This window comes from Paraburkholderia sp. PAMB 6770 (genome assembly GCF_057748135.1).
Map to the genome: position 1 here is coordinate 15,361 of NZ_CM173238.1, position 23,024 is coordinate 38,384.

At 61.4% G+C, this 23,024-nt stretch carries 31 protein-coding genes; all 31 read left to right on the forward strand.

Features of this window, described 5'->3' with window-relative positions; genetic code table 11:
• Positions 1-7 precede the first annotated feature (7 nt).
• The gene (rpoC, locus tag AC3AP7_RS00090) at positions 8-4,246 is read left to right on the forward strand and encodes a DNA-directed RNA polymerase subunit beta' (RefSeq protein WP_475766811.1); all 4,239 of its coding nucleotides are present in this window, start codon (positions 8-10) and stop codon (positions 4,244-4,246) included.
• A gap of 271 nt (positions 4,247-4,517) precedes the next feature.
• The gene (gene recQ / locus AC3AP7_RS00095) at positions 4,518-6,365 is read left to right on the forward strand and encodes a DNA helicase RecQ (RefSeq protein WP_475766810.1); all 1,848 of its coding nucleotides are present in this window, start codon (positions 4,518-4,520) and stop codon (positions 6,363-6,365) included.
• Positions 6,366-6,561: 196 nt separating this feature from the next.
• Positions 6,562-6,942 (forward strand): 30S ribosomal protein S12, encoded by a 381-nt coding sequence (gene rpsL / locus AC3AP7_RS00100; RefSeq protein ID WP_006053290.1) that lies wholly within the window; start codon positions 6,562-6,564, stop codon positions 6,940-6,942.
• A gap of 194 nt (positions 6,943-7,136) precedes the next feature.
• On the forward strand, positions 7,137-7,607 hold the full coding sequence (rpsG, locus tag AC3AP7_RS00105) for a 30S ribosomal protein S7 (protein ID WP_008343817.1): 471 nt from the start codon (positions 7,137-7,139) through the stop codon (positions 7,605-7,607).
• 123 nt (positions 7,608-7,730) lie between these two features.
• Positions 7,731-9,833, forward strand: coding sequence for an elongation factor G (fusA, locus tag AC3AP7_RS00110; protein ID WP_475766806.1), 2,103 nt, complete (start codon positions 7,731-7,733; stop codon positions 9,831-9,833).
• 47 nt (positions 9,834-9,880) lie between these two features.
• A complete protein-coding gene (tuf, locus tag AC3AP7_RS00115) occupies positions 9,881-11,071 on the forward strand; it encodes an elongation factor Tu (RefSeq protein WP_102645092.1) in 1,191 nt (396 codons plus the stop codon).
• A gap of 128 nt (positions 11,072-11,199) precedes the next feature.
• The gene (gene rpsJ, locus AC3AP7_RS00120) at positions 11,200-11,511 is read left to right on the forward strand and encodes a 30S ribosomal protein S10 (RefSeq protein ID WP_017777154.1); all 312 of its coding nucleotides are present in this window, start codon (positions 11,200-11,202) and stop codon (positions 11,509-11,511) included.
• 188 nt (positions 11,512-11,699) lie between these two features.
• Positions 11,700-12,359 carry a 50S ribosomal protein L3 gene (rplC, locus tag AC3AP7_RS00125; RefSeq protein WP_475766804.1) on the forward strand — a complete coding sequence of 220 codons (660 nt, stop codon included), beginning with the start codon at positions 11,700-11,702 and terminating at the stop codon, positions 12,357-12,359.
• A complete protein-coding gene (rplD, locus tag AC3AP7_RS00130) occupies positions 12,359-12,979 on the forward strand; it encodes a 50S ribosomal protein L4 (RefSeq protein ID WP_475766802.1) in 621 nt (206 codons plus the stop codon). The genes rplC and rplD overlap by 1 nt, the downstream gene beginning before the upstream one ends.
• Positions 12,976-13,290 carry a 50S ribosomal protein L23 gene (rplW, locus tag AC3AP7_RS00135; protein WP_475766800.1) on the forward strand — a complete coding sequence of 105 codons (315 nt, stop codon included), beginning with the start codon at positions 12,976-12,978 and terminating at the stop codon, positions 13,288-13,290. The genes rplD and rplW overlap by 4 nt, the downstream gene beginning before the upstream one ends.
• A gap of 2 nt (positions 13,291-13,292) precedes the next feature.
• On the forward strand, positions 13,293-14,120 hold the full coding sequence (gene rplB, locus AC3AP7_RS00140; RefSeq protein ID WP_475766798.1) for a 50S ribosomal protein L2: 828 nt from the start codon (positions 13,293-13,295) through the stop codon (positions 14,118-14,120).
• A 10-nt stretch (positions 14,121-14,130) separates the two neighbouring features.
• Entirely contained in the window at positions 14,131-14,406 is a 276-nt protein-coding gene (gene rpsS / locus AC3AP7_RS00145) for a 30S ribosomal protein S19 (protein ID WP_475766796.1), read from the forward strand.
• Between the two features lie 12 nt (positions 14,407-14,418).
• Positions 14,419-14,748 (forward strand): 50S ribosomal protein L22, encoded by a 330-nt coding sequence (gene rplV, locus AC3AP7_RS00150; protein WP_004199272.1) that lies wholly within the window; start codon positions 14,419-14,421, stop codon positions 14,746-14,748.
• Positions 14,749-14,759: 11 nt separating this feature from the next.
• The gene (gene rpsC / locus AC3AP7_RS00155; RefSeq protein ID WP_012434570.1) at positions 14,760-15,566 is read left to right on the forward strand and encodes a 30S ribosomal protein S3; all 807 of its coding nucleotides are present in this window, start codon (positions 14,760-14,762) and stop codon (positions 15,564-15,566) included.
• Positions 15,567-15,568: 2 nt separating this feature from the next.
• A complete protein-coding gene (rplP, locus tag AC3AP7_RS00160) occupies positions 15,569-15,985 on the forward strand; it encodes a 50S ribosomal protein L16 (RefSeq protein WP_475766793.1) in 417 nt (138 codons plus the stop codon).
• Positions 15,986-15,995: 10 nt separating this feature from the next.
• On the forward strand, positions 15,996-16,190 hold the full coding sequence (gene rpmC / locus AC3AP7_RS00165) for a 50S ribosomal protein L29 (protein ID WP_075159014.1): 195 nt from the start codon (positions 15,996-15,998) through the stop codon (positions 16,188-16,190).
• On the forward strand, positions 16,187-16,459 hold the full coding sequence (gene rpsQ / locus AC3AP7_RS00170; RefSeq protein WP_133661209.1) for a 30S ribosomal protein S17: 273 nt from the start codon (positions 16,187-16,189) through the stop codon (positions 16,457-16,459). Before rpmC ends, rpsQ begins: the two co-directional genes overlap by 4 nt.
• Before the next feature lie 289 nt (positions 16,460-16,748).
• Positions 16,749-17,117 (forward strand): 50S ribosomal protein L14, encoded by a 369-nt coding sequence (gene rplN / locus AC3AP7_RS00175; RefSeq protein ID WP_006998478.1) that lies wholly within the window; start codon positions 16,749-16,751, stop codon positions 17,115-17,117.
• 9 nt (positions 17,118-17,126) lie between these two features.
• Positions 17,127-17,435, forward strand: a complete 309-nt coding sequence (gene rplX, locus AC3AP7_RS00180; RefSeq protein WP_475766789.1) for a 50S ribosomal protein L24 — start codon at positions 17,127-17,129, stop codon at positions 17,433-17,435.
• A gap of 17 nt (positions 17,436-17,452) precedes the next feature.
• The gene (gene rplE / locus AC3AP7_RS00185) at positions 17,453-17,992 is read left to right on the forward strand and encodes a 50S ribosomal protein L5 (protein WP_475766787.1); all 540 of its coding nucleotides are present in this window, start codon (positions 17,453-17,455) and stop codon (positions 17,990-17,992) included.
• Between the two features lie 7 nt (positions 17,993-17,999).
• Positions 18,000-18,305: a 30S ribosomal protein S14 gene (rpsN, locus tag AC3AP7_RS00190; RefSeq protein ID WP_475766785.1), complete on the forward strand. Its 306-nt coding sequence runs from the start codon at positions 18,000-18,002 to the stop codon at positions 18,303-18,305.
• Positions 18,306-18,319: 14 nt separating this feature from the next.
• On the forward strand, positions 18,320-18,715 hold the full coding sequence (gene rpsH, locus AC3AP7_RS00195) for a 30S ribosomal protein S8 (protein WP_475766783.1): 396 nt from the start codon (positions 18,320-18,322) through the stop codon (positions 18,713-18,715).
• 18 nt (positions 18,716-18,733) lie between these two features.
• Complete coding sequence (rplF, locus tag AC3AP7_RS00200) at positions 18,734-19,264, forward strand: 50S ribosomal protein L6 (RefSeq protein WP_475766781.1); 531 nt, start codon at positions 18,734-18,736, stop codon at positions 19,262-19,264.
• A 12-nt stretch (positions 19,265-19,276) separates the two neighbouring features.
• Complete coding sequence (gene rplR / locus AC3AP7_RS00205) at positions 19,277-19,642, forward strand: 50S ribosomal protein L18 (protein WP_042269746.1); 366 nt, start codon at positions 19,277-19,279, stop codon at positions 19,640-19,642.
• A gap of 14 nt (positions 19,643-19,656) precedes the next feature.
• Positions 19,657-20,175, forward strand: a complete 519-nt coding sequence (rpsE, locus tag AC3AP7_RS00210; RefSeq protein ID WP_167045433.1) for a 30S ribosomal protein S5 — start codon at positions 19,657-19,659, stop codon at positions 20,173-20,175.
• Positions 20,176-20,186: 11 nt separating this feature from the next.
• The gene (rpmD, locus tag AC3AP7_RS00215; RefSeq protein WP_008923335.1) at positions 20,187-20,369 is read left to right on the forward strand and encodes a 50S ribosomal protein L30; all 183 of its coding nucleotides are present in this window, start codon (positions 20,187-20,189) and stop codon (positions 20,367-20,369) included.
• A 29-nt stretch (positions 20,370-20,398) separates the two neighbouring features.
• Entirely contained in the window at positions 20,399-20,833 is a 435-nt protein-coding gene (gene rplO / locus AC3AP7_RS00220) for a 50S ribosomal protein L15 (protein WP_475766777.1), read from the forward strand.
• A gap of 46 nt (positions 20,834-20,879) precedes the next feature.
• Positions 20,880-22,226 carry a preprotein translocase subunit SecY gene (gene secY, locus AC3AP7_RS00225; RefSeq protein WP_475766775.1) on the forward strand — a complete coding sequence of 449 codons (1,347 nt, stop codon included), beginning with the start codon at positions 20,880-20,882 and terminating at the stop codon, positions 22,224-22,226.
• Positions 22,227-22,234: 8 nt separating this feature from the next.
• Positions 22,235-22,453 carry a translation initiation factor IF-1 gene (infA, locus tag AC3AP7_RS00230; protein WP_004521905.1) on the forward strand — a complete coding sequence of 73 codons (219 nt, stop codon included), beginning with the start codon at positions 22,235-22,237 and terminating at the stop codon, positions 22,451-22,453.
• Positions 22,454-22,473: 20 nt separating this feature from the next.
• Entirely contained in the window at positions 22,474-22,590 is a 117-nt protein-coding gene (rpmJ, locus tag AC3AP7_RS00235; protein ID WP_004199844.1) for a 50S ribosomal protein L36, read from the forward strand.
• 42 nt (positions 22,591-22,632) lie between these two features.
• A complete protein-coding gene (gene rpsM, locus AC3AP7_RS00240) occupies positions 22,633-22,998 on the forward strand; it encodes a 30S ribosomal protein S13 (RefSeq protein WP_475766771.1) in 366 nt (121 codons plus the stop codon).
• Positions 22,999-23,024 lie beyond the last annotated feature (26 nt).

Genomic DNA, 23,024 nt, shown 5'->3' on the forward strand with positions numbered 1-23,024 from the left:
GAAGGCAATGAAAGCTCTGCTCGATCTATTCAAGCAAGTCCAACAAGAAGAAGTTTTTGACGCAATCAAGATCGGTCTGGCCTCGCCGGACAAGATCCGCTCGTGGTCGTTCGGCGAAGTCAAGAAGCCGGAGACCATCAACTACCGTACGTTCAAGCCCGAACGCGACGGTCTGTTCTGCGCGAAGATCTTTGGTCCGATCAAGGACTACGAGTGCCTGTGCGGCAAGTACAAGCGCCTGAAGCACCGCGGCGTGATCTGCGAGAAGTGCGGCGTCGAAGTGACGCTCGCGAAGGTCCGCCGTGAACGGATGGGCCACATCGAGCTCGCCTCGCCGGTCGCGCACATCTGGTTCCTGAAGAGTCTGCCGAGCCGTCTGGGCATGGTGCTCGACATGACGCTGCGCGACATCGAACGCGTGCTGTATTTCGAGGCGTATGTGGTGATCGACCCGGGCATGACGCCGCTGAAGGCGCGGCAGATCATGACCGAGGAGGATTACTACAACAAGGTCGAGGAGTACGGCGACGAATTCCGCGCGGAAATGGGCGCGGAAGGCGTGCGCGAACTGCTGCGCGCGATCAACATCGACGAGCAGGTCGAACAGCTGCGCTCCGAGCTGAAGAACACCGGCTCCGAAGCGAAGATCAAGAAGTACGCGAAGCGCCTGAAGGTGCTCGAGGCCTTCCAGCGTTCGGGCATCAAGCCGGAGTGGATGATTCTCGAAGTGCTGCCGGTGCTGCCGCCGGAACTGCGTCCGCTGGTGCCGCTCGACGGCGGCCGTTTCGCGACGTCGGACCTGAACGACCTGTACCGCCGCGTGATCAACCGGAACAACCGGTTGAAGCGCCTGCTCGAACTGAAGGCGCCGGAAATCATCGTCCGCAACGAAAAGCGGATGCTGCAGGAGGCCGTCGACTCGCTGCTCGACAACGGCCGCCGCGGCAAGGCGATGACCGGTGCGAACAAGCGCCCGCTGAAGTCGCTCGCGGACATGATCAAGGGCAAGGGCGGCCGCTTCCGTCAGAACCTGCTCGGCAAGCGCGTCGACTACTCGGGCCGTTCCGTGATCGTGGTCGGTCCGACGCTGAAGCTGCACCAGTGCGGTCTGCCGAAGCTGATGGCGCTCGAGCTGTTCAAGCCGTTCATCTTCAACAAGCTGGAAGTGATGGGCGTCGCGACGACCATCAAGGCGGCGAAGAAGGAAGTTGAAAACCAGACGCCGGTCGTGTGGGACATCCTCGAAGAGGTGATCCGCGAGCACCCGGTGATGCTCAACCGTGCGCCGACGCTGCACCGTCTCGGCATCCAGGCGTTCGAGCCGGTGCTGATCGAAGGCAAGGCGATCCAGTTGCATCCGCTCGTCTGCGCGGCGTTCAACGCCGACTTCGACGGCGACCAGATGGCCGTTCACGTGCCGCTGTCGCTCGAAGCGCAGATGGAAGCGCGCACGCTGATGCTGGCGTCGAACAACGTGCTGTTCCCGGCTAACGGCGATCCGTCGATCGTGCCGTCGCAGGATATCGTGCTGGGTCTGTACTACGCGACTCGCGAAGCGATCAACGGCAAGGGCGAAGGCCTCTCGTTTACCGGCGTGTCGGAAGTGATCCGTGCGTACGAGAACAAGGAAGTCGAGCTGGCGTCGCGCGTCAACGTGCGGATCACCGAAATGGTCCACAACGAGGACAAGTCGGAAGGCGCACCGGCGTTCGTGCCGAAAATCTCGCTGTACGCGACCACGGTCGGCCGCGCGATCCTGTCGGAGATCCTGCCGCCGGGCCTGCCTTTCTCGGTGCTGAACAAGCCGCTGAAGAAGAAGGAAATCTCGCGTCTGATCAACACCGCGTTCCGCAAGTGCGGTCTGCGCGAAACGGTGATCTTCGCCGATCAGCTGATGCAGTCGGGTTTCCGTCTCGCGACGCGCGCCGGCATCTCGATCTGTGTGGACGACATGCTCGTGCCGCCGCAGAAGGAGCAGATCGTCGGCGACGCCGCGAAGAAGGTGAAGGAATACGATCGGCAGTACATGTCGGGTCTCGTCACCGCGCAGGAACGCTACAACAACGTGGTCGACATCTGGTCGGCGACGTCGGAAGCGGTCGGCAAGGCGATGATGGAGCAGCTGTCGACCGAGCCGGTGGTGGATCGCGACGGCAACGAAACGCGTCAGGAGTCGTTCAACTCCATCTACATGATGGCGGACTCGGGCGCACGGGGTTCGGCGGTGCAGATCCGTCAGCTGGCCGGTATGCGCGGCCTGATGGCGAAGCCGGATGGCTCGATCATCGAGACGCCGATCACCGCGAACTTCCGCGAAGGCCTGAACGTGCTGCAGTACTTCATCTCGACTCACGGCGCACGTAAGGGTCTGGCGGATACGGCACTGAAGACCGCGAACTCCGGCTACCTGACCCGACGCCTCGTCGATGTGACGCAGGATCTCGTCGTGGTCGAAGACGATTGCGGCACGTCGAGCGGCGTTGCGATGAAGGCGCTCGTCGAAGGCGGTGAAGTGGTCGAAGCCCTGCGCGACCGGATCCTCGGCCGCGTTGCGGTCGCGGACGTGGTCAATCCGGAAACGCAGGAGACGCTGTACGAATCGGGCACGCTGCTCGACGAAGTGGCGGTCGAAGAGATCGAGCGTCTCGGCATCGACGAAGTGCGCGTGCGCACGCCGCTTACCTGCGAAACCCGCTATGGCCTGTGTGCATCGTGCTATGGCCGCGACCTCGGCCGCGGCTCGCTGGTGAACGTCGGCGAAGCGGTCGGCGTGATCGCGGCGCAGTCGATCGGCGAACCGGGCACGCAGCTCACGATGCGCACGTTCCACATCGGCGGCGCGGCATCGCGTGCGGCGGTGGCATCGTCGGTCGAAGCGAAGTCCAACGGTACGGTGCGTTTCACGTCGACGATGCGTTACGTGACGAATGCGAAGGGCGAGCAGATCGTCATTTCGCGTTCGGGCGAGGCGATGATCACGGACGATCACGGCCGCGAGCGCGAGCGTCACAAGGTGCCGTACGGCGCCACGCTGCTGCAACTGGATGGCGCGCAGATCAAGGCCGGTACCCAGCTCGCCACGTGGGATCCGATGACCCGCCCGATCATCACCGAGTACGGCGGTACGGTGAAGTTCGAGAACGTCGAGGAAGGCGTGACGGTCGCCAAGCAGATCGACGACGTGACCGGTCTCTCGACGCTGGTCGTGATCGACGTGAAGCGCCGCGGTTCGCAAGCCTCGAAGAGCGTGCGTCCGCAGGTGAAGCTGCTCGACGCGAACGGCGAGGAAGTGAAGATCCCGAACTCGGAACACTCGGTTCAGATCGGCTTCCAGGTCGGCGCGCTGATCACGGTGAAGGACGGTCAGCAGGTCCAGGTGGGTGAAGTGCTCGCACGTATCCCGACCGAATCGCAGAAGACCCGTGACATTACCGGCGGTCTGCCGCGCGTGGCGGAGCTGTTCGAAGCGCGTTCGCCGAAGGACGCGGGTATCCTCGCGGAGGTCACCGGCACGGTGTCGTTCGGCAAGGACACGAAGGGCAAGCAGCGTCTCGTCATCACGGACCTCGAGGGCAACCAGCACGAGTTCCTGATCGCGAAGGAAAAGCAGGTTCTGGTGCACGACGGTCAGGTCGTCAACAAGGGCGAAATGATCGTCGACGGGCCGGCGGATCCGCACGACATCCTGCGTTTGCAGGGTATCGAGGCGCTGTCGCGCTACATCGTCGACGAAGTGCAGGACGTGTATCGTCTGCAGGGCGTGAAGATCAACGACAAGCACATCGAAGTGATCGTGCGTCAGATGCTGCGCCGCGTGCAGATTTCCGATAACGGGGATACGCGCTTCATCCCGGGCGAACAGGTCGAGCGGTCGGACATGCTCGACGAGAACGACCGCATGAACGCGGAAGACAAGCGCCCCGCCACGTACGAGAACGTGCTGCTCGGTATCACGAAGGCGTCGCTGTCCACCGATTCGTTCATCTCGGCCGCATCGTTCCAGGAAACGACGCGCGTGCTGACCGAGGCCGCGATCATGGGCAAGCGCGACGACCTGCGCGGGCTGAAGGAAAACGTGATCGTCGGTCGTCTGATCCCGGCCGGTACCGGTCTCGCGTTCCACAAGGCGCGCAAGACCAAGGAGACGGCGGATCGCGAGCGCTTCGACCAGATCGCGGCCGAAGAGGCTTTCGACTTCGGTACGCCGGAAACCCCGGCCACCGAACAGCCGCACTCGGCCGAGTAAGTTCCGGCGGCTTCGGCTGCCTCGGCTGCATCGTCCGCAAAGCCGCCCGGTTTCGACCGGGCGGCTTTTTTTTATCGCACGGGCGTTCGTGCCGTCACCCGGGGAAGCGGCGGCAAGCCGCACGCGCGACCTGTCCTGCGTTCGGGCACCGACCGCGGCGGCGCCACGCGCGCGCAGGCCGAATAGCCAACGCGGCAGAGAAAGCACGATGGATGCGCGATTCGGTTGGTAAAATTCGCGTCACCTGCATCGCGCTGCTTTTCCCGAATTCATGTCCCGCTCGCTCGAAATCCTCAACGAAGTATTCGGCTACCCCGCGTTTCGCGGTCAGCAGGGCCAGATAGTCGAGCATGTTGCGGCGGGCGGCGATTGCCTGGTGCTGATGCCCACGGGCGGCGGCAAATCGTTGTGCTACCAGATTCCTTCGCTGGTGCGCCGCGAGGCCGGCTATGGGGCCGGCATCGTCGTGTCGCCGCTGATCGCGCTGATGCAGGATCAGGTGGCGGCGCTGCGTGAAGTGGGCGTGCGCGCCGCTTACCTCAATTCCACACTGTCGGGGGCCGAAGCGGCCGCGACCGAGCGTGCGCTTCGCGAAGGCGAGATCGATCTGCTCTACGTCGCGCCGGAGCGGCTGATGACCGCCCGCTTTCAGGAGTTGCTGGAGCGCACGCGCATCGGCCTTTTCGCGATCGACGAAGCGCATTGCGTTTCTCAATGGGGGCACGACTTCCGGCCGGAATATATCCAGCTTTCGGTACTGCACGAGCGCTTTCCCAACGTGCCGCGGATCGCGCTTACCGCGACAGCGGATGCAATCACGCGCGACGAAATTGTCCAGCGCCTCGCGCTGGACGACGCGCAGGTTTTCGTGTCGAGTTTCGACCGGCCGAACATCCGCTACCGGATCGTCGAGAAAGACAATGCGCGCACGCAACTGCTCGACTTCATCCGCGGCGAGCACACGAAGCCGGACGGCACGACCGACGCCGGCGTCGTCTACTGCCTGTCGCGCCGCAAGGTCGAGGAAACCGCGGAGTGGCTGCAGCAAAAGGGCATGCGCGCGCTACCGTACCACGCGGGAATGGAATTCGAGATTCGCCAGAAGCATCAGGAGATGTTTCAGCGCGAAGAGGGTGTGATCATGTGCGCGACGATCGCGTTCGGCATGGGCATCGACAAGCCCGACGTCCGCTTCGTCGCGCATCTGGATCTGCCGAAAAGCGTCGAAGGGTACTATCAGGAAACCGGGCGCGCGGGGCGCGACGGGCTGCCCGCCAACGCGTGGATGGCCTACGGCCTTGGCGACGTCGTGCAGCAGCGCAAGATGATCGACGAGTCGGATGCGGACGACGCGCACAAACGCGTGCAGACCAGCAAGCTCGACGCGCTGCTCGGCTTGTGCGAAACCGCGACATGCCGGCGCGTGCGTCTGCTGGGCTATTTCGGCGAGGCGAGCACGCCGTGCGGCAACTGCGATACCTGCCTCGAGCCGCCGGATACCTGGGATGCCACACGCGAGGCGCAAATGGCACTCTCCTGTGTATTCCGTGCGCAGCGCGCAAGCGGATTTCATTTCGGCGCCGGCCATCTGATCGAAATCCTGCGCGGCAACCGCGGCGAGAAGATCCTGCAACGCGGGCACGAGAAGCTGAGCACGTTCGGGATCGGGGCGGCAATCGGCGAGCCGGAGTGGCGTGCGATTTTCCGGCAACTGGTTGCCTTCGGCTATCTCACGGTCGATCACGAAGGCTTTGGCTCACTGGTGCTGACCGAGGCGAGCAAGCCCGTGCTCAAGGGCGAGCAGCGCGTGACGATGCGCCGCTACGTGAAGCCGACGCGCGTGCGGCAGTCGTCCGGCCGCACCAGCGAGCGGGCCGATCCGACGATCGGCATGGGGCCGCGCGAACGCGCGCGCTGGGATCGCCTGCGCGCCTGGCGGACCGAAACGGCGAAGAGCGACGGCGTGCCCGCGTATGTGATCTTCCACGATGCGACGCTCGCGGAGATTGCCCGCACGGAGCCGGCCTCAATCGAGGACCTGCGGGCGATTCCGGGCATGGGTGCCCGCAAGCTCGATCGCTTCGGCTGGGAATTGCTGTCCGTGATCGCCGCGGAGTAGCTCCGGCGGCCTGCCGCCGTGTCGGGCATCGCGCAAGCTATTGACTCATTTAATCTTTTCGGAATATTATGCTAGGTTCCGGTTCTTGCGGTACTCGCCTGTTGGCGGGTTTCGCGGTCCGGGAGTTCGATGCGCAACCTTTTCTGCTTTGCCCAGAAAGAAATGCGTCGATTTTGTTCAATTTCAGGAATAAACAATGCCAACCATCAATCAACTGGTTCGCAAAGGCCGCACTTCGGAAACCACGAAGAGCAAGAGTCCGGCCCTGCAGGACTGCCCCCAGCGTCGTGGCGTGTGCACCCGCGTGTACACCACGACGCCGAAGAAGCCGAACTCGGCGCTGCGTAAGGTCGCCAAGGTTCGTCTGACGAACGGCTTCGAAGTCATTTCGTACATCGGTGGTGAAGGCCACAACCTGCAGGAACACTCGGTCGTGCTGATCCGCGGCGGCCGTGTGAAGGACTTGCCGGGTGTGCGTTACCACATGGTTCGCGGCTCGCTGGATACCCAGGGCGTCAAGGATCGCAAGCAGGCTCGCTCGAAGTACGGCGCGAAGCGTGCCAAGGCCGGCAAGTAATCGGGCTGGCCGCTCGTTGCATCAGGTCGCCTGCAAGGGCGGTGTTGGCGGTGGTGCCGGATTCGCCGGTGCTGTCGAGTAAGTGGTCACCCGACCAGGCTGGTAAGTCGTCATGGATGAATCGGGTTAGTTGGTGGCCGCGGGGCGGTTGCATCGAAGTGCAGCGCTCCAACTGAAAAGTTAAAGGAAGAAACATGCCGCGTCGTCGCGAAGTCCCCAAGCGGGAAGTGTTGCCGGATCCGAAGTTCGGCAACGTAGATGTAGCCAAGTTCATGAACGTGCTGATGCTCTCGGGCAAGAAGTCGGTTGCCGAGCGTATCGTGTACGGCGCTTTTGAACAGATCCAGACCAAGGGTGGCAAGGACCCGCTGGAAGTGTTCACCGTTGCGCTCAACAACGTGAAGCCGGTGGTCGAAGTGAAGAGCCGCCGCGTTGGTGGTGCGAACTATCAGGTTCCGGTCGAAGTGCGTCCGTCGCGTCGTATGGCATTGGCGATGCGTTGGTTGCGCGAGGCTGCGAAGAAGCGCAGCGAGAAGTCGATGGCCCTGCGTCTGGCAGGCGAGCTTCAGGAAGCGGCCGAAGGCCGTGGCGGCGCAATGAAGAAGCGCGACGAAGTTCACCGGATGGCTGAGGCCAACAAGGCGTTCTCGCATTTCCGTTTCTAAGCGTCCCGAACCCGGGTCTAACGGAAAAATTCTGGGCGGGTGCGCTGATTTGGCGCCTCGCCCGTTTGTGTTAAGGCATGCAGGGTTTTCGACCCGGCATGCCAATCCCCATAGAGGATTAAAGTGGCTCGCAAGACACCTATCGAGCGCTACCGCAATATCGGTATCAGTGCTCACATCGACGCCGGCAAGACGACGACGACCGAGCGCATTCTGTTTTACACCGGTGTGAACCACAAGATCGGCGAGGTTCACGACGGCGCCGCTACCATGGACTGGATGGAGCAGGAGCAGGAGCGTGGCATTACGATCACGTCCGCTGCGACCACCGCCTTCTGGAAGGGCATGGGCAACAATTATCCCGAGCACCGGATCAACATCATCGACACCCCGGGGCACGTGGACTTCACGATCGAAGTCGAGCGCTCGATGCGCGTGCTCGACGGCGCGTGCATGGTCTACTGCGCGGTGGGCGGCGTGCAGCCGCAGTCGGAAACGGTGTGGCGCCAGGCGAACAAGTACAAGGTGCCGCGTCTCGCGTTCGTCAACAAGATGGACCGTACCGGCGCGAACTTCTTCAAGGTCTATGACCAGCTGAAGACCCGTCTGAAGGCGAACCCGGTGCCGGTCGTGGTGCCGATCGGCTCGGAAGAAAACTTCAAGGGCGTCGTCGACCTCCTGAAGATGAAGGCGATCGTCTGGGACGAAGCGTCGCAAGGCACGAAGTTCGAGTACGTCGACATCCCCGCCGAGCTCGTGGATACCTGCAACGAGTGGCGCGAGAAGATGATCGAATCGGCCGCGGAAGCCAGCGAAGAGCTGATGGAAAAGTACCTCGGCGGTGAAGAGCTGAGCGAAGCCGAGATCGTCAAGGCGCTGCGCGACCGCACGATTGCCTGCGAAATCCAGCCGATGCTGTGCGGCACCGCGTTCAAGAACAAGGGCGTGCAGCGCATGCTCGACGCCGTCATCGACTTCCTGCCGTCGCCGGTCGACATTCCGCCGGTCAAGGGCGAGCTGGAAAGCGGCGAAGCGGCCGAGCGCAGGGCGTCCGACGACGAGAAGTTCTCGGCACTCGCGTTCAAGATCATGACCGACCCGTTCGTCGGCCAGCTGATCTTCTTCCGCGTCTATTCGGGCGTCGTGAATGCAGGCGACACCGTGCTGAATTCGACCAAGGACAAGAAGGAGCGCCTCGGCCGTATTCTGCAGATGCACGCGAACAACCGCGAAGAAATCAAGGAAGTGCGCGCGGGCGACATCGCGGCTGCGGTGGGTCTGAAGGAAGCGACCACGGGCGATACGCTGTGCGATCCGTCGAACCCGATCGTTCTCGAGCGCATGGTGTTCCCGGAGCCGGTGATCTCGCAGGCCGTCGAGCCGAAGACGAAGGCCGACCAGGAAAAGATGGGCATCGCGCTGAACCGCCTCGCGCAGGAAGATCCGTCGTTCCGCGTGCAGACGGACGAGGAATCGGGCCAGACGATCATTTCGGGTATGGGCGAACTGCACCTCGAAATTCTCGTCGACCGGATGAAGCGTGAATTTGGCGTCGAGGCGACCGTCGGCAAGCCGCAGGTTGCTTATCGCGAAACGATCCGCAGCACCGCGAGCGACGTCGAAGGCAAGTTCGTCAAGCAGTCGGGCGGCCGCGGCCAGTACGGTCACGCGGTGATTACGCTCGAGCCGAACGAGCAGGGCAAGGGCTACGCGTTCCTCGACGAGATCAAGGGCGGCGTGATTCCGCGCGAATACATTCCGGCGGTGGACAAGGGTATCCAGGAAACGCTGAAGGCTGGCGTGCTGGCGGGCTTCCCGGTCGTCGACGTGAAGGTTCACCTGACGTTCGGTTCGTACCACGACGTCGACTCGAACGAAAACGCATTCCGCATGGCCGGTTCGATGGCGTTCAAGGAAGCGATGCGCAAGGCGAGCCCGGTCATTCTCGAGCCGATGATGGCAGTGGAAGTCGAGACGCCGGAAGACTACATGGGCAACGTGATGGGCGATCTGTCGGGTCGTCGCGGCATCGTCCAGGGCATGGAAGACATGGTGGGCGGCGGCAAGATCGTGCGCGCCGAAGTGCCGCTGTCGGAAATGTTCGGCTACTCCACGTCGCTGCGCTCGCTGACGCAAGGCCGTGCCACGTACACGATGGAGTTCAAGCACTATGCTGAAGCTCCGCGCAACGTGTCGGAAGCGATCATCAACGCGAAGTCGAAGTAATCGCGCGGCAAGTCATAACCGATCAACTTTTTTGAAAGAAGAGAAACATGGCAAAAGGTAAATTCGAACGGACCAAGCCGCACGTGAACGTTGGCACGATTGGTCACGTTGACCACGGCAAGACGACGCTGACGGCGGCGATCACGACGGTGCTGACGGCGAAGTTTGGCGGTGAGGCGAAGGCATACGACCAGATCGACGCGGCGCCGGAAGAAAAGGCGCGCGGCATCACGATCAACACGGCGCACGTGGAGTACGAGACGGCGAACCGTCACTACGCGCACGTTGACTGCCCGGGTCACGCGGACTACGTGAAGAACATGATCACGGGCGCGGCGCAGATGGACGGCGCGATCCTGGTGTGCTCGGCCGCGGACGGTCCGATGCCGCAGACGCGCGAGCACATTCTGCTGGCGCGCCAGGTGGGTGTGCCGTACATCATCGTGTTCCTGAACAAGTGCGACATGGTGGACGACGCGGAACTGCTCGAGCTGGTGGAAATGGAAGTGCGCGAGCTGCTGTCGAAGTACGACTTTCCGGGCGACGACACGCCGATCATCAAGGGTTCGGCCAAGCTGGCGCTGGAAGGCGACAAGGGCGAGCTGGGCGAAGTGGCGATCATGAACCTGGCGGACGCGCTGGATACGTACATTCCGACGCCGGAGCGTGCGGTGGACGGTGCGTTCCTGATGCCTGTGGAAGACGTGTTCTCGATCTCGGGTCGGGGCACGGTGGTGACGGGCCGGGTGGAGCGCGGGGTGGTGAAGGTCGGCGAGGAAATCGAGATTGTCGGGATCAAGCCGACGGTGAAGACGACCTGCACGGGCGTGGAGATGTTCCGCAAGCTGCTCGACCAGGGTCAGGCGGGCGACAACGTGGGTATCCTGCTGCGCGGCACGAAGCGCGAAGACGTGGAGCGCGGGCAGGTGCTGGCGAAGCCGGGTTCGATCACGCCGCACACGCACTTCACGGCTGAGGTGTACGTGCTGAGCAAGGATGAGGGCGGCCGTCACACGCCGTTCTTCAACAACTACCGTCCGCAGTTCTACTTCCGTACGACAGACGTGACGGGCTCGATCGAGCTGCCGAAGGACAAGGAAATGGTGATGCCGGGCGACAATGTGTCGATCACGGTGAAGCTGATCGCGCCGATCGCGATGGAAGAAGGTCTGCGTTTCGCCATCCGTGAAGGCGGTCGTACCGTCGGCGCAGGTGTCGTCGCCAAGATCATCGAGTAAAATCGAGGGTCGCAGTAGCAGTACGTGGTGCCCGGGTTCGGGCATCCGCCTCCAGGCGGGCGCCCGAACCTACGCTCTTTTGCTCATCGGCGGCGCAATACCGCCTCGCTCTTTTGAAGGAATTCGTCATGCAAAACCAGAAAATCCGTATTCGCCTGAAGGCTTTCGACTACCGTCTGATCGACCAGTCGGCTGCCGAAATCGTCGACACCGCGAAGCGGACTGGCGCGATCGTCCGTGGTCCGGTGCCGCTGCCGACGCGCATTCAGCGTTTCGACATCCTGCGCTCGCCGCACGTGAACAAGACGTCGCGCGATCAGCTCGAAATCCGTACCCACCTGCGCCTGATGGACATCGTCGACCCGACGGACAAGACCGTCGACGCGCTGATGAAGCTCGACCTGCCGGCCGGCGTGGACGTGGAAATCAAGCTGCAGTAAGGCTTCCAGCCGATGTCCGTCCAATCGGACATCGCTAAGTCATTGATTGCTTGCGAAAAACGAAAGGCCTCGCTATAATGCTAGGCTTTTCGCGCATTTGCGCAAAAAAGCCGGTGTACGTTGCCTCCCGGGCAGCCGGTATTTTGTAAATTAGCCCCGACCAATCGCAGTCGGGAATGGAGAAAACGATGAGCCTTGGACTCGTAGGTCGCAAGGTTGGCATGACCCGTATCTTCACGGCTGAAGGGGATTCGATCCCTGTCACCGTGCTGGACGTGTCCGACAACCGCGTGACGCAGATCAAGACTGTTGAATCCGACGGCTACACGGCCGTTCAGGTTGCTTTCGGTGCGCGTCGTGCTTCGCGCGTGACGAAGCCGCTGGCAGGGCATCTCGCCAAAGCCGGCGTGCAAGCCGGTGAAATCCTCAAAGAATTCAAGATCGATGCCGCCAAGGCTGCCGAGCTCTCGAGCGGCGCCGTGATCGGCGTTGATCTGTTCGAAGTAGGCCAGAAGGTCGATGTGCAGGGCACGTCGATCGGTAAGGGCTACGCCGGTACCATCAAGCGCTACAACTTCAGCTCGGGCCGCGCCTCGCACGGCAACTCGCGTTCGCACAACGTGCCGGGCTCGATCGGTATGGCGCAGGATCCGGGTCGTGTGTTCCCGGGCAAGCGGATGACGGGTCACATGGGTGACGAAACCGTTACCGTGCAGAATCTCGAAATCGCTCGCATCGACGCTGACCGCAAGCTGCTGCTGGTCAAGGGTGCCGTTCCGGGCGCCAAGGGTGGCAAGGTGTTCGTGACGCCCGCTGTGAAGGCGCGTGCCGAGAAAGGAGCGAAATAATGGAACTGAAGCTCCTGAATGCGAACGGTCAGGAAGGTGCGGGCGTGAACGCGTCGGACGCAGTGTTCGGCCGCGACTACAACGAAGCGCTGATTCACCAGATCGTCGTCGCCTACCAGGCGAACGCCCGCAGCGGCAACCGTGCGCAGAAAGACCGCGAGCAGGTCAAGCACACCACCAAGAAGCCGTGGCGCCAGAAGGGTACGGGTCGTGCGCGTGCCGGTATGTCGTCGAGCCCGCTGTGGCGCGGCGGTGGTCGTATCTTCCCGAATTCGCCGGAAGAAAACTTCGCGCAAAAGGTCAACAAGAAGATGCATCGCGCAGGCCTCTGCTCGATCTTCTCGCAGCTGGCTCGCGAAGGCCGCATCTCGGTGGTCGACGAACTGACGATCGAAGCGCCGAAAACCAGGCTGCTGGCCGAAAAATTCAAGGCAATGGGCCTCGATTCCGTGCTGGTCATCACCGACACGGTTGACGAGAACCTGTACCTCGCGTCGCGCAACCTCGCCCATGTGGCGGTTGTCGAGCCGCGTTACGCCGACCCGCTGTCGCTGATCTACTTCAAGAAAGTGCTGATCACGAAGGCTGCGGTCGCCCAGATCGAGGAGTTGCTGTCATGAGCGAGATTCGCAAGAACGATCATCGTTTGATGCAGGTCCTGCTCGCGCCGGTGATCTCCGAAAAGGCGACGCTGGTTGCCGACAAGCATGAGCAGGTTGTGTTCGAAGTTGCGCCGGACGCCACGAAGCAGGAAGTGAAGGCCGCCGTCGAACTGATGTTCAAGGTCGAAGTCGATTCCGTCAACGTGCTGGTTGCCAAGGGCAAGGCCAAGCGTTTCGGCCGTTTCAACGGCAAGCGCAAGGACGTGAAGAAGGCGTACGTCTGCCTGAAGCCCGGCCAGGAAATCAACTTCGAAGCGGAGGCCAAGTAATCATGGCAATCGTTAAAGTTAAGCCGACTTCGCCGGGTCGCCGCGCGATGGTCAAGGTGGTCAACAAGGAGTTGCACAAGGGCAAGCCGTACGCGCCGCTGCTCGACTCGCAAAGCTCGACCGCCGGCCGCAACAACAACGGCCACATCACGACGCGTCATAAGGGTGGCGGCCACAAGCACCACTATCGCGTGATCGATTTTCGTCGCACGAAGGACGGCATTCCGGCCAAGGTCGAACGTCTCGAGTACGACCCGAACCGTAGCGCGAACATTGCGCTGGTTCTGTACGCCGACGGCGAGCGCCGTTACATCATCGCGCCGAAGGGCGTGACGGTCGGCCAGCAACTGATGTCCGGTTCGGAAGCGCCGATCCGCGCAGGCAACACGCTGCCGATCCGCAACATCCCGGTCGGTACGACGATTCATTGCATCGAGATGCTGCCGGGCAAGGGCGCGCAAATGGCGCGTTCGGCCGGTACGTCTGCCATGCTGCTGGCGCGCGAAGGCACGTACGCGCAGGTTCGTCTGCGTTCGGGTGAAATTCGCCGCGTGCACGTCGAGTGCCGTGCAACCATCGGCGAAGTGGGTAACGAAGAGCACAGCCTGCGCCAGATCGGCAAGGCCGGCGCGAACCGCTGGCGCGGTATCCGTCCGACGGTGCGCGGCGTTGCAATGAACCCGATCGATCACCCGCACGGTGGTGGTGAAGGCCGCACGGCTGCAGGTCGCGATCCGGTGAGCCCGTGGGGCACGCCGACGAAGGGTTATCGCACCCGCAGCAACAAGCGCACGACGACGATGATCGTCCAGCGCCGTCACAAGCGTTAAGGAGTAGGCAATGGCACGTTCTGTTAAAAAAGGTCCGTTCTGCGACGCCCATTTGCTGAAGAAGGTTGAGGCGGCTGCAGCATCGCGCGACAAGAAACCGATCAAGACCTGGTCGCGCCGCTCGACGATCCTGCCGGACTTCATCGGTCTGACGATCGCCGTGCACAACGGCCGTCAACACGTTCCGGTGTATGTCACGGAAAACATGGTCGGCCACAAGCTTGGCGAGTTCGCACTGACCCGGACGTTCAAGGGTCACGCGGCCGACAAGAAGGCCAAGAAATAAGGGGCAATCAAGATGGAAGTGAAAGCAATTCATCGCGGTGCCCGCATCTCGGCGCAGAAAACGCGCCTTGTGGCTGACCAGATCCGCGGTTTGCCGGTCGACAAGGCGCTGAACGTTCTGACGTTCTCGCCGAAGAAGGCGGCTGGCATCGTGAAAAAGGTCGTGCTGTCGGCGATCGCGAATGCGGAGCACAACGAAGGCGCCGATATCGACGAGCTCAAGATCAAGAGCATCTACGTCGACAAGGCTGCGTCGCTCAAGCGTTTCACCGCGCGCGCGAAAGGCCGCGGCAACCGCATTGAGAAGCAATCCTGTCACATCACTGTGACGGTCGGGAATTAAGGGGTCATACGATGGGACAGAAAATTCATCCGACTGGCTTCCGTTTGGCCGTCAGCCGCAATTGGGCGTCGCGCTGGTACGCGAACAACAACAATTTCGCGGCGATGTTGCAGGAAGACATCGGTGTTCGTGAATACCTGAAGAAGAAGCTGAAGAACGCATCGGTGGGGCGTGTCGTCATCGAGCGTCCGGCCAAGAATGCGCGCATCACGATTTTCAGCTCGCGTCCGGGTGTCGTGATCGGCAAGAAGGGCGAAGACATCGAACTGCTGAAGTCGGAACTGCAGAAGCGCATGGGCGTTCCGGTTCACGTCAACATCGAAGAAATTCGCAAGCCGGAAACCGATGCGCAACTGATCGCCGATTCGATCACGCAGCAGCTCGAGCGCCGGATCATGTTCCGTCGCGCGATGAAGCGCGCGATGCAGAACGCGATGCGTCTGGGTGCCCAGGGCATCAAGATCATGAGCGCGGGCCGTCTGAACGGCATCGAAATCGCGCGTACGGAGTGGTATCGCGAAGGTCGCGTGCCCCTGCACACGCTGCGCGCCGACATCGACTACGCAACGTCGGAAGCCAAGACGACGTACGGCATCATCGGCGTGAAGGTGTGGGTCTACAAGGGCGACACCCTTGGCCGCAACGACGCCCCGGTGGTGGAAGAAGTCGCTGAGGAAAAGCGTCCGCGCCGTAACGCGCGTCCGGGTGGCGATCGCCGTCCGCGTCGCGATGGTGAAGGTGGCGGTCCGGCAGGTGCGCGCCGTGGCGCGCCCCGTCGCGCTGGCGGTGCCGGCGGCGACGGGAAGACGGGAGAATAACGATGCTGCAACCGAAACGCAGAAAGTATCGCAAAGAGCAAAAGGGTCGTAACACCGGTATCGCCACCCGCGGCAACGCGGTGTCGTTCGGTGAGTTCGGTCTGAAGGCGATCGGTCGCGGTCGTCTGACCGCGCGTCAGATTGAAGCGGCGCGTCGTGCGATGACCCGTCACATCAAGCGTGGCGGCCGTATCTGGATCCGCATTTTCCCGGACAAGCCGATCTCGACCAAGCCGGCAGAAGTACGTATGGGTAACGGTAAGGGTAACCCGGAGTACTACGTCGCCGAGATTCAACCGGGCAAGATGCTGTACGAAATGGACGGCGTAACCGAAGAACTGGCGCGTGAAGCGTTTCGTCTGGCTGCAGCCAAGCTGCCGCTGAAGACGAGCTTCATCGTTCGTCAGTTGGGCGCCTAAGGAGCAAATGATGAAGGCTTCCGAACTTCACCAGAAAGATAAGGCCGCGCTCAACAAGGAGCTGTCGGACCTGTTGAAGGCGCAATTCGGCCTGCGCATGCAGCTTGCGACCCAGCAGCTCACGAACACGAGCCAGCTGAAGAAGGTCCGTCGCGACATCGCACGTGTGCGGACCGTCCTGACTGAGAAGGCGAACCAGAAATGAACGATAGCGTGAAAACCTCGCTCAAGCGGACGCTGGTCGGCAAGGTCGTCAGCAACAAGATGGACAAGACCGTTACCGTGCTGGTCGAGCACCGCGTGAAGCACCCGATCTACGGCAAATACGTCGTGCGTTCGAAGAAGTACCACGCCCACGACGACGCGAACACCTATAACGAGGGCGACCTCGTCGAAATTCAGGAAACGCGTCCGATTTCGAAGACGAAAGCGTGGGTGGTGTCGCGTCTGGTCGAAGCCGCACGCGTGATCTGACGTCAGAAAGCTGTCGAAGTAGTTGAAATCGCAGTAAGTTTCGCTTGCAAGACCGGGATTATTTGTTATAATCCCGGTCTTCCCTCTTTGTGGGAGCCCTGTCGCGGGCGAAGTTGGTGGGGGAAGCGGTTCAGGCGCCAGCCTGCGCCGGCGGATTCACCGGATTGCGATGGCGGGTGTCGTTTGCCGTCGCTGCTGTTCTAACCCAAGCAGCCGATCGGCTGACGGGACCAAGACTGACCGGGCATGCCATGGTGGCGTGGCCGGATTAAGTTGGGAAAGATAAACCATGATCCAGACCGAAACTCGGCTTGAAGTGGCCGACAACACGGGTGCGCGTGAAGTCATGTGCATCAAGGTGCTCGGCGGCTCGAAGCGTCGTTATGCCAGCATTGGCGACATCATCAAGGTGACCGTCAAGGAAGCAACGCCGCGCGGGCGCGTGAAGAAAGGCGAAATCTACAACGCCGTGGTGGTTCGTACCGCCAAGGGCGTGCGTCGTCAGGACGGCTCGCTGATCAAGTTCGACGGCAATGCCGCCGTGCTGCTGAACACCAAGCTCGAGCCTATTGGCACCCGTATCTTCGGGCCCGTCACGCGTGAGCTGCGCAGCGAACGATTCATGAAGATCGTCTCGCTCGCGCCGGAAGTGCTGTAAGGAGTCGCGATGAACAAGATTCGCAAGGGTGACGAAGTCATCGTCACCACTGGCAAGGACAAAGGCAAGCGCGGCGTTGTGCTGGCCGTTGGCGAAGGCCGCGTGACGGTCGAGGGTGTCAACCTCGTCAAGAAGCACGTCAAGCCGAACCCGATGAAGGGTACGACCGGCGGTGTGGAAGCCAAGACGATGCCGCTGCAAATTTCGAACGTCGCACTGGTCGACGCGAATGGCAAGCCATCGCGCGTTGGCATCAAGGTCGAAGGTGGCAAGAAGGTTCGCTACCTGAAGACGACCGGTGCCGAGCTGAGCGCCTGACGCTGCGGAGTATAAAAATGGCTCGTTTGCAAGAGTTTTACAAAGAGAAGGTTGTACCCGGCCTCATCGAGAAGTTCGGTTACAAGTCCGTGATGGAAGTGCCGCGCATCACCAAGATCACCCTGAACATGGGTCTTGGCGAAGCGGTAGCCGACAAGAAGATCATCGAAAACGCCGTGGGCGACCTCACGAAGATCGCCGGCCAGAAGCCGGTCGTGACGAAGGCGCGCAAGGCAATCGCTGGCTTCAAGATCCGTCAGGGTTACCCGATCGGCGCAATGGTCACGCTGCGTGGCCGTGCGATGTACGAATTCCTCGACCGTTTCGTGACGGTCGCGCTGCCCCGCGTGCGCGACTTCCGTGGCGTGTCGGGCCGTGCATTCGATGGTCGTGGCAACTACAACATCGGCGTGAAAGAGCAGATCATTTTCCCCGAAATCGACTACGACAAGATCGACGCGCTGCGTGGGCTGAACATCAGCATCACGACGACCGCGAAGACCGACGACGAAGCAAAGGCACTGCTCGCCAGCTTCAAGTTCCCGTTCAGAAACTGAGGTTACCGTGGCTAAACTGGCACTGATTGAACGTGAAAAGAAGCGTGCTCGCCTCGCCGCCAAGTACGCTGGAAAGCGTGCTGCGCTGAAGGCGATCATCGGCGACATGAGCAAGTCCGAAGAAGAGCACTACGCAGCCCGTCTCGAACTGCAGCAACTGCCGCGCAATTCCAACCCGACGCGCAAGCGCAATCGCTGTGCGATCACGGGTCGTCCGCGCGGTACGTTCCGTAAATTCGGCCTTGCGCGTAACAAGATTCGCGAAATCGCGTTCCGCGGCGAAATCCCTGGCCTGACGAAGGCGAGCTGGTAATAGGAGAAACATAAATGAGCATGAGTGATCCTATCGCCGACATGCTGACTCGCATCCGCAATGCGCAGATGGTCGAGAAAGTTTCGGTGCAGATGCCCTCGTCGAAGGTGAAGGTTGCGATCGCGCAGGTCCTGAAGGACGAAGGCTATATCGACGATTTCGCGGTGAAGACCGAAGGTGCGAAATCGGAGTTGAACATTGTGTTGAAGTACTACGCCGGCCGTCCGGTCATCGAGCGCATCGAGCGCGTCTCGAAGCCCGGTCTGCGCGTGTACCGCGGCCGTAACGACATCCCCGTGGTCATGAACGGCCTCGGTGTTGCCATCGTGTCGACCCCGAAGGGTGTGATGACGGACCGCAAGGCGCGCGCAACGGGCGTGGGCGGCGAAGTCATCTGCTACGTCGCTTAAGGCCGAAAGGAGAGAAACATGTCTCGAGTAGGTAAAAGCCCGATCGTGCTGCAAGGCGCAGAAGTGGCGCTGAGCGACGACCTGATCACGGTCAAGGGTCCGTTGGGCACGATCAGCCAGAAGGCCAACCGTCTGGTGAAGGCGGTCAACGACAACGGCACGCTGAAGTTCGAGCCGGTCGACGGCAGCCGGGAAGCAAATGCGATGTCGGGCACGATGCGCGCACTGGTGGCGAACATGGTGAACGGCGTGACGAAGGGTTTCGAGCGCAAGCTGACGCTGGTAGGCGTCGGCTATCGTGCGCAGGCGCAAGGCGACAAGCTGAATCTGTCGCTGGGTTTCTCGCACCCGGTGGTGCACCAGATGCCGGCTGGCATCAAGGCCGAAACCCCGTCGCAAACCGAAATCGTGATCAAGGGGATCAACAAGCAGCAGGTCGGCCAGGTCGCGGCGGAAGTCCGCGGCTATCGTCCGCCGGAGCCCTACAAGGGCAAGGGCGTGCGCTATGCCGACGAGGTTGTGATCCTCAAAGAAACGAAGAAGAAGTAAGGGTGCGCAATCATGGATAAGACTCAATCTCGCCTGCGCCGCGCTCGTCAGACGCGTCTCAAGATCGCTGAGCTGCAGGTCGCGCGTCTGGCCGTGCATCGCACGAACACGCACATCTACGCGCAGGTGTTTTCGCCGTGCGGCACGAAGGTGCTCGCCAGCGCATCGACGCTTGAAGCCGAAGTGCGTGCGCAACTGGCTGACCAGTCGGGCAAGGGCGGCAACGTCGCCGCGGCCACGCTGATCGGCAAGCGTATCGCCGAGAAGGCCAAGGCTGCCGGCATCGAATCCGTCGCCTTCGACCGTTCGGGTTTCCGTTACCACGGCCGCGTGAAAGCGCTGGCTGATGCGGCGCGCGAAGCCGGACTCAAGTTCTAAGGGAAGAATTCGTCATGGCAAAGATGCAAGCGAAAGTTCAGGCTGACGAACGCGACGACGGCCTTCGCGAAAAGATGATTTCGGTCAACCGCGTGACCAAGGTGGTGAAGGGCGGCCGGATTCTCGGTTTCGCCGCACTGACCGTGGTCGGCGACGGTGACGGCCGCGTGGGCATGGGCAAGGGCAAGGCCAAGGAAGTGCCGGTCGCCGTCCAGAAGGCAATGGAGCAGGCTCGCCGCAACATGTTCAAGGTGCCGCTGAAAAACGGCACGCTGCAACACGAAGTGCACGGCAAGCACGGCGCGTCGATGGTTCTGCTCGCTCCGGCGAAGGACGGTACCGGCGTGATCGCGGGTGGCCCGATGCGCGCGGTGTTCGACGTGATGGGTGTGCAGAACGTGGTGGCCAAGAGCCACGGTTCGACGAACCCGTACAACCTGGTTCGCGCAACGCTCGACGGTCTGCGCAAGCAGTCTACGCCGGCCGACATCGCCGCGAAGCGTGGCAAGTCCGTCGAAGAAATTCTGGGCTAAAGGTGGACACCATGTCTGATAAAACTGTGAAGGTTCAGCTCGTCAAGAGCCTGATCGGGACTCGCGAGTCGCATCGTGCGACGGTGCGCGGCCTCGGCCTGCGCCGCCTGAACTCGGTCAGCGAGCTGCAGGATACGCCGGCGGTGCGCGGCATGATCAACAAGGTCTCGTACCTCGTGAAGGTCATCAGCTAAGCGGCTGACCAGGACTCAAGGAGCTGATAATGGAATTGAATAACCTGAAGCCGGCCGAAGGCTCGAAGCACGCAAAACGTCGCGTGGGTCGTGGTATCGGTTCGGGTCTCGGCAAGACGGCTGGCCGCGGTCACAAGGGTCAGAAGTCGCGTTCGGGCGGCTTCCACAAAGTGGGCTTCGAAGGCGGTCAAATGCCGCTGCAACGTCGCCTGCCGAAGCGAGGTTTCACGTCGCTGACGAAGGAATTCGTCGGTGAAGTGCGCCTGGCGGATCTGGAAAAGCTGCCGGTCGACGAGATCGATCTGCTGGCGCTGAAGCAAGCGGGCCTCGTGGGCGAACTGATCCGTAGCGTGAAGATCATCGCTACCGGCGAGCTGAAGCGCAAGATCGTTGTGAAGGGTCTGGGTGCGACGAAGGGTGCGCGTGCTGCGATCGAAGCAGCAGGCGGTTCCTTTGCCGAGTAACGAGCAAGTCGGTTGCCGTCACTAGCATTTGCATCGGAGAAGGTACTTGGCTAACAGTCCGAGTCTCGCAAAACCCGGTCGCGGCGCGGCGAAGTTCGGCGATCTGCGTCGGCGGGCAGTGTTTCTGCTGCTGGCGCTGGTCGTCTACCGGATCGGCGCGCACATTCCGGTTCCGGGTATCGATCCGGACCAGCTGGCGAAGCTGTTCCAGAGCCAGGCCGGCGGTATCCTGGGCATGTTCAACATGTTCTCGGGCGGCGCGCTGTCGCGGTTCACGATTTTCGCGCTGGGCATCATGCCGTACATCTCGTCATCGATCATCATGCAGCTGATGGCGATCGTGTCACCGCAGATGGAAGCGTTGAAGAAGGAAGGCCAGGCGGGACAGCGCAAGATCACGCAATACACGCGGATCTTCACGGTCGTGCTGGCGACTTTCCAGGCGTTCGGCATTGCGGTGGCGCTGGAAAATCAGCCCGGCCTCGTGCTGGATCCGGGCATGGTGTTTCGTTTGACGACAGTCGTGACGCTGGTGACGGGCACGATGTTCCTGATGTGGCTCGGCGAGCAGATCACGGAGCGCGGGCTGGGCAACGGGATCTCGATCATCATCTTCGGCGGGATTGCGGCAGGATTCCCGAACGCGATCGGCGGCCTGTTCGAACTGGTGCGTACCGGATCGATGGGGCCGTTCTCGGCGATTATCGTGGTCGCCCTGATTGCGGCGGTGACGTACGTGGTCGTGTTCATCGAACGGGGCCAGCGCAAGATTCTCGTGAACTACGCGAAGCGCCAGGTCGGCAACAAGATTTACGGTGGCCAGTCGTCGCATCTGCCGTTGAAGCTGAATATGTCGGGCGTGATCCCGCCGATCTTCGCATCGTCGATCATTCTGTTCCCGGCGACCATTCTGAACTGGTTCAGTTCGGGGTCGCGTCATAGCTGGTTTGCGGACACGCTGCACAACGTTGCAGACGCGCTCAAGCCGGGGCAGCCGGTCTATGTGTTGCTGTACGCACTGGCGATCGTCTTTTTCTGCTTCTTCTACACTGCTCTGGTGTTTAACAGCAGGGAAACGGCCGATAACCTGAAAAAGAGCGGCGCGTTCGTTCCGGGCATTCGTCCGGGCGATCAGACCGCGCGATATATCGACCGCATCCTCACGCGTCTGACGCTGGCTGGTGCGATCTATATCGTGTTCGTCTGCCTGCTGCCGGAGTTTCTGGTGCTGCGCTGGAACGTGCCGTTTTATTTTGGTGGAACGTCGCTGCTGATCATTGTTGTCGTCACAATGGATTTCATGGCACAGGTGCAGTCGTACGTTATGTCGCAACAGTATGAGTCGCTGCTGAAGAAAGCCAATTTCAAGGGCGGCGGCGTCCCGATGCGTTGAAAGGACTTATGGCCAAAGACGATGTGATCCAGATGCAGGGTGAAGTCATTGAAAACCTGCCTAATGCTACCTTCAGGGTGAAGCTGGAAAACGGCCATGTCGTATTGGGACACATATCCGGCAAGATGCGCATGCACTACATCCGCATCCTGCCGGGCGACAAGGTGACGGTTGAATTGACGCCTTACGATCTGTCGCGTGCGCGGATCGTGTTCCGGGCGAAGTGATTTGAAAAAAGGGTAATATCATGAAAGTGATGGCATCGGTTAAGCGCATTTGCCGCAATTGCAAGATCATCAAGCGCAAAGGCGTTGTGCGCGTGATTTGCAGCTCTGATCCGCGCCACAAACAGCGTCAAGGCTGACTGGCCGCGCTTTTGCTTGCGCTCTTAGTTTGAGGAAAAACAATGGCTCGTATTGCAGGGGTTAACATCCCGAACCACCAGCATACCGAAATCGGCTTGACGGCAATTTTCGGTATCGGCCGCACCCGCTCGCGCAGCATTTGCGTTGCCGCCGGCGTGCCGGTTTCCAAGAAGGTCAAGGACCTGACCGACGCAGATCTCGAGAAACTGCGTGAAGAAGTGGGCAAGTTCGTCGTGGAAGGCGATCTGCGCCGTGAAGTCACGATGAACATCAAGCGCCTGATGGACCTCGGCTGCTACCGCGGCGTGCGCCATCGCAAGGGTCTGCCCCTGCGCGGTCAGCGCACCCGTACGAATGCCCGCACGCGCAAGGGTCCGCGCCGTGCAGCAGCCGCGCTGAAGAAGTAAGCGGAACTGACAGTTACAGGAAAACG

Excerpts from the sequence above, each read along its gene's own strand:
- rplX (WP_475766789.1), top strand. The coding sequence starts at position 17,127 with ATGAACAAGATTCGCAAGGGTGACGAAGTCATCGTCACCACTGGCAAG.
- rpsE (WP_167045433.1), top strand. The coding sequence starts at position 19,657 with ATGGCAAAGATGCAAGCGAAAGTTCAGGCTGACGAACGCGACGACGGC.
- rpsM (WP_475766771.1), top strand. The coding sequence starts at position 22,633 with ATGGCTCGTATTGCAGGGGTTAACATCCCGAACCACCAGCATACCGAA.
- rpmC (WP_075159014.1), top strand. The coding sequence starts at position 15,996 with ATGAAGGCTTCCGAACTTCACCAGAAAGATAAGGCCGCGCTCAACAAG.
- rpsS (WP_475766796.1), top strand. The coding sequence starts at position 14,131 with ATGGCACGTTCTGTTAAAAAAGGTCCGTTCTGCGACGCCCATTTGCTG.
- rplE (WP_475766787.1), top strand. The coding sequence starts at position 17,453 with ATGGCTCGTTTGCAAGAGTTTTACAAAGAGAAGGTTGTACCCGGCCTC.
- rpmJ (WP_004199844.1), top strand. The coding sequence starts at position 22,474 with ATGAAAGTGATGGCATCGGTTAAGCGCATTTGCCGCAATTGCAAGATC.
- rpmD (WP_008923335.1), top strand. The coding sequence starts at position 20,187 with ATGTCTGATAAAACTGTGAAGGTTCAGCTCGTCAAGAGCCTGATCGGG.
- rplN (WP_006998478.1), top strand. The coding sequence starts at position 16,749 with ATGATCCAGACCGAAACTCGGCTTGAAGTGGCCGACAACACGGGTGCG.
- rplR (WP_042269746.1), top strand. The coding sequence starts at position 19,277 with ATGGATAAGACTCAATCTCGCCTGCGCCGCGCTCGTCAGACGCGTCTC.
- rplF (WP_475766781.1), top strand. The coding sequence starts at position 18,734 with ATGTCTCGAGTAGGTAAAAGCCCGATCGTGCTGCAAGGCGCAGAAGTG.
- infA (WP_004521905.1), top strand. The coding sequence starts at position 22,235 with ATGGCCAAAGACGATGTGATCCAGATGCAGGGTGAAGTCATTGAAAAC.
- rpsC (WP_012434570.1), top strand. The coding sequence starts at position 14,760 with ATGGGACAGAAAATTCATCCGACTGGCTTCCGTTTGGCCGTCAGCCGC.
- rplO (WP_475766777.1), top strand. The coding sequence starts at position 20,399 with ATGGAATTGAATAACCTGAAGCCGGCCGAAGGCTCGAAGCACGCAAAA.
- rpsL (WP_006053290.1), top strand. The coding sequence starts at position 6,562 with ATGCCAACCATCAATCAACTGGTTCGCAAAGGCCGCACTTCGGAAACC.
- rpsJ (WP_017777154.1), top strand. The coding sequence starts at position 11,200 with ATGCAAAACCAGAAAATCCGTATTCGCCTGAAGGCTTTCGACTACCGT.
- rplC (WP_475766804.1), top strand. The coding sequence starts at position 11,700 with ATGAGCCTTGGACTCGTAGGTCGCAAGGTTGGCATGACCCGTATCTTC.
- rpsH (WP_475766783.1), top strand. The coding sequence starts at position 18,320 with ATGAGCATGAGTGATCCTATCGCCGACATGCTGACTCGCATCCGCAAT.
- tuf (WP_102645092.1), top strand. The coding sequence starts at position 9,881 with ATGGCAAAAGGTAAATTCGAACGGACCAAGCCGCACGTGAACGTTGGC.
- rplV (WP_004199272.1), top strand. The coding sequence starts at position 14,419 with ATGGAAGTGAAAGCAATTCATCGCGGTGCCCGCATCTCGGCGCAGAAA.
- recQ (WP_475766810.1), top strand. The coding sequence starts at position 4,518 with ATGTCCCGCTCGCTCGAAATCCTCAACGAAGTATTCGGCTACCCCGCG.
- rpsG (WP_008343817.1), top strand. The coding sequence starts at position 7,137 with ATGCCGCGTCGTCGCGAAGTCCCCAAGCGGGAAGTGTTGCCGGATCCG.
- rplB (WP_475766798.1), top strand. The coding sequence starts at position 13,293 with ATGGCAATCGTTAAAGTTAAGCCGACTTCGCCGGGTCGCCGCGCGATG.
- rplP (WP_475766793.1), top strand. The coding sequence starts at position 15,569 with ATGCTGCAACCGAAACGCAGAAAGTATCGCAAAGAGCAAAAGGGTCGT.
- rpoC (WP_475766811.1), top strand. The coding sequence starts at position 8 with ATGAAAGCTCTGCTCGATCTATTCAAGCAAGTCCAACAAGAAGAAGTT.
- rpsQ (WP_133661209.1), top strand. The coding sequence starts at position 16,187 with ATGAACGATAGCGTGAAAACCTCGCTCAAGCGGACGCTGGTCGGCAAG.
- rplD (WP_475766802.1), top strand. The coding sequence starts at position 12,359 with ATGGAACTGAAGCTCCTGAATGCGAACGGTCAGGAAGGTGCGGGCGTG.
- rplW (WP_475766800.1), top strand. The coding sequence starts at position 12,976 with ATGAGCGAGATTCGCAAGAACGATCATCGTTTGATGCAGGTCCTGCTC.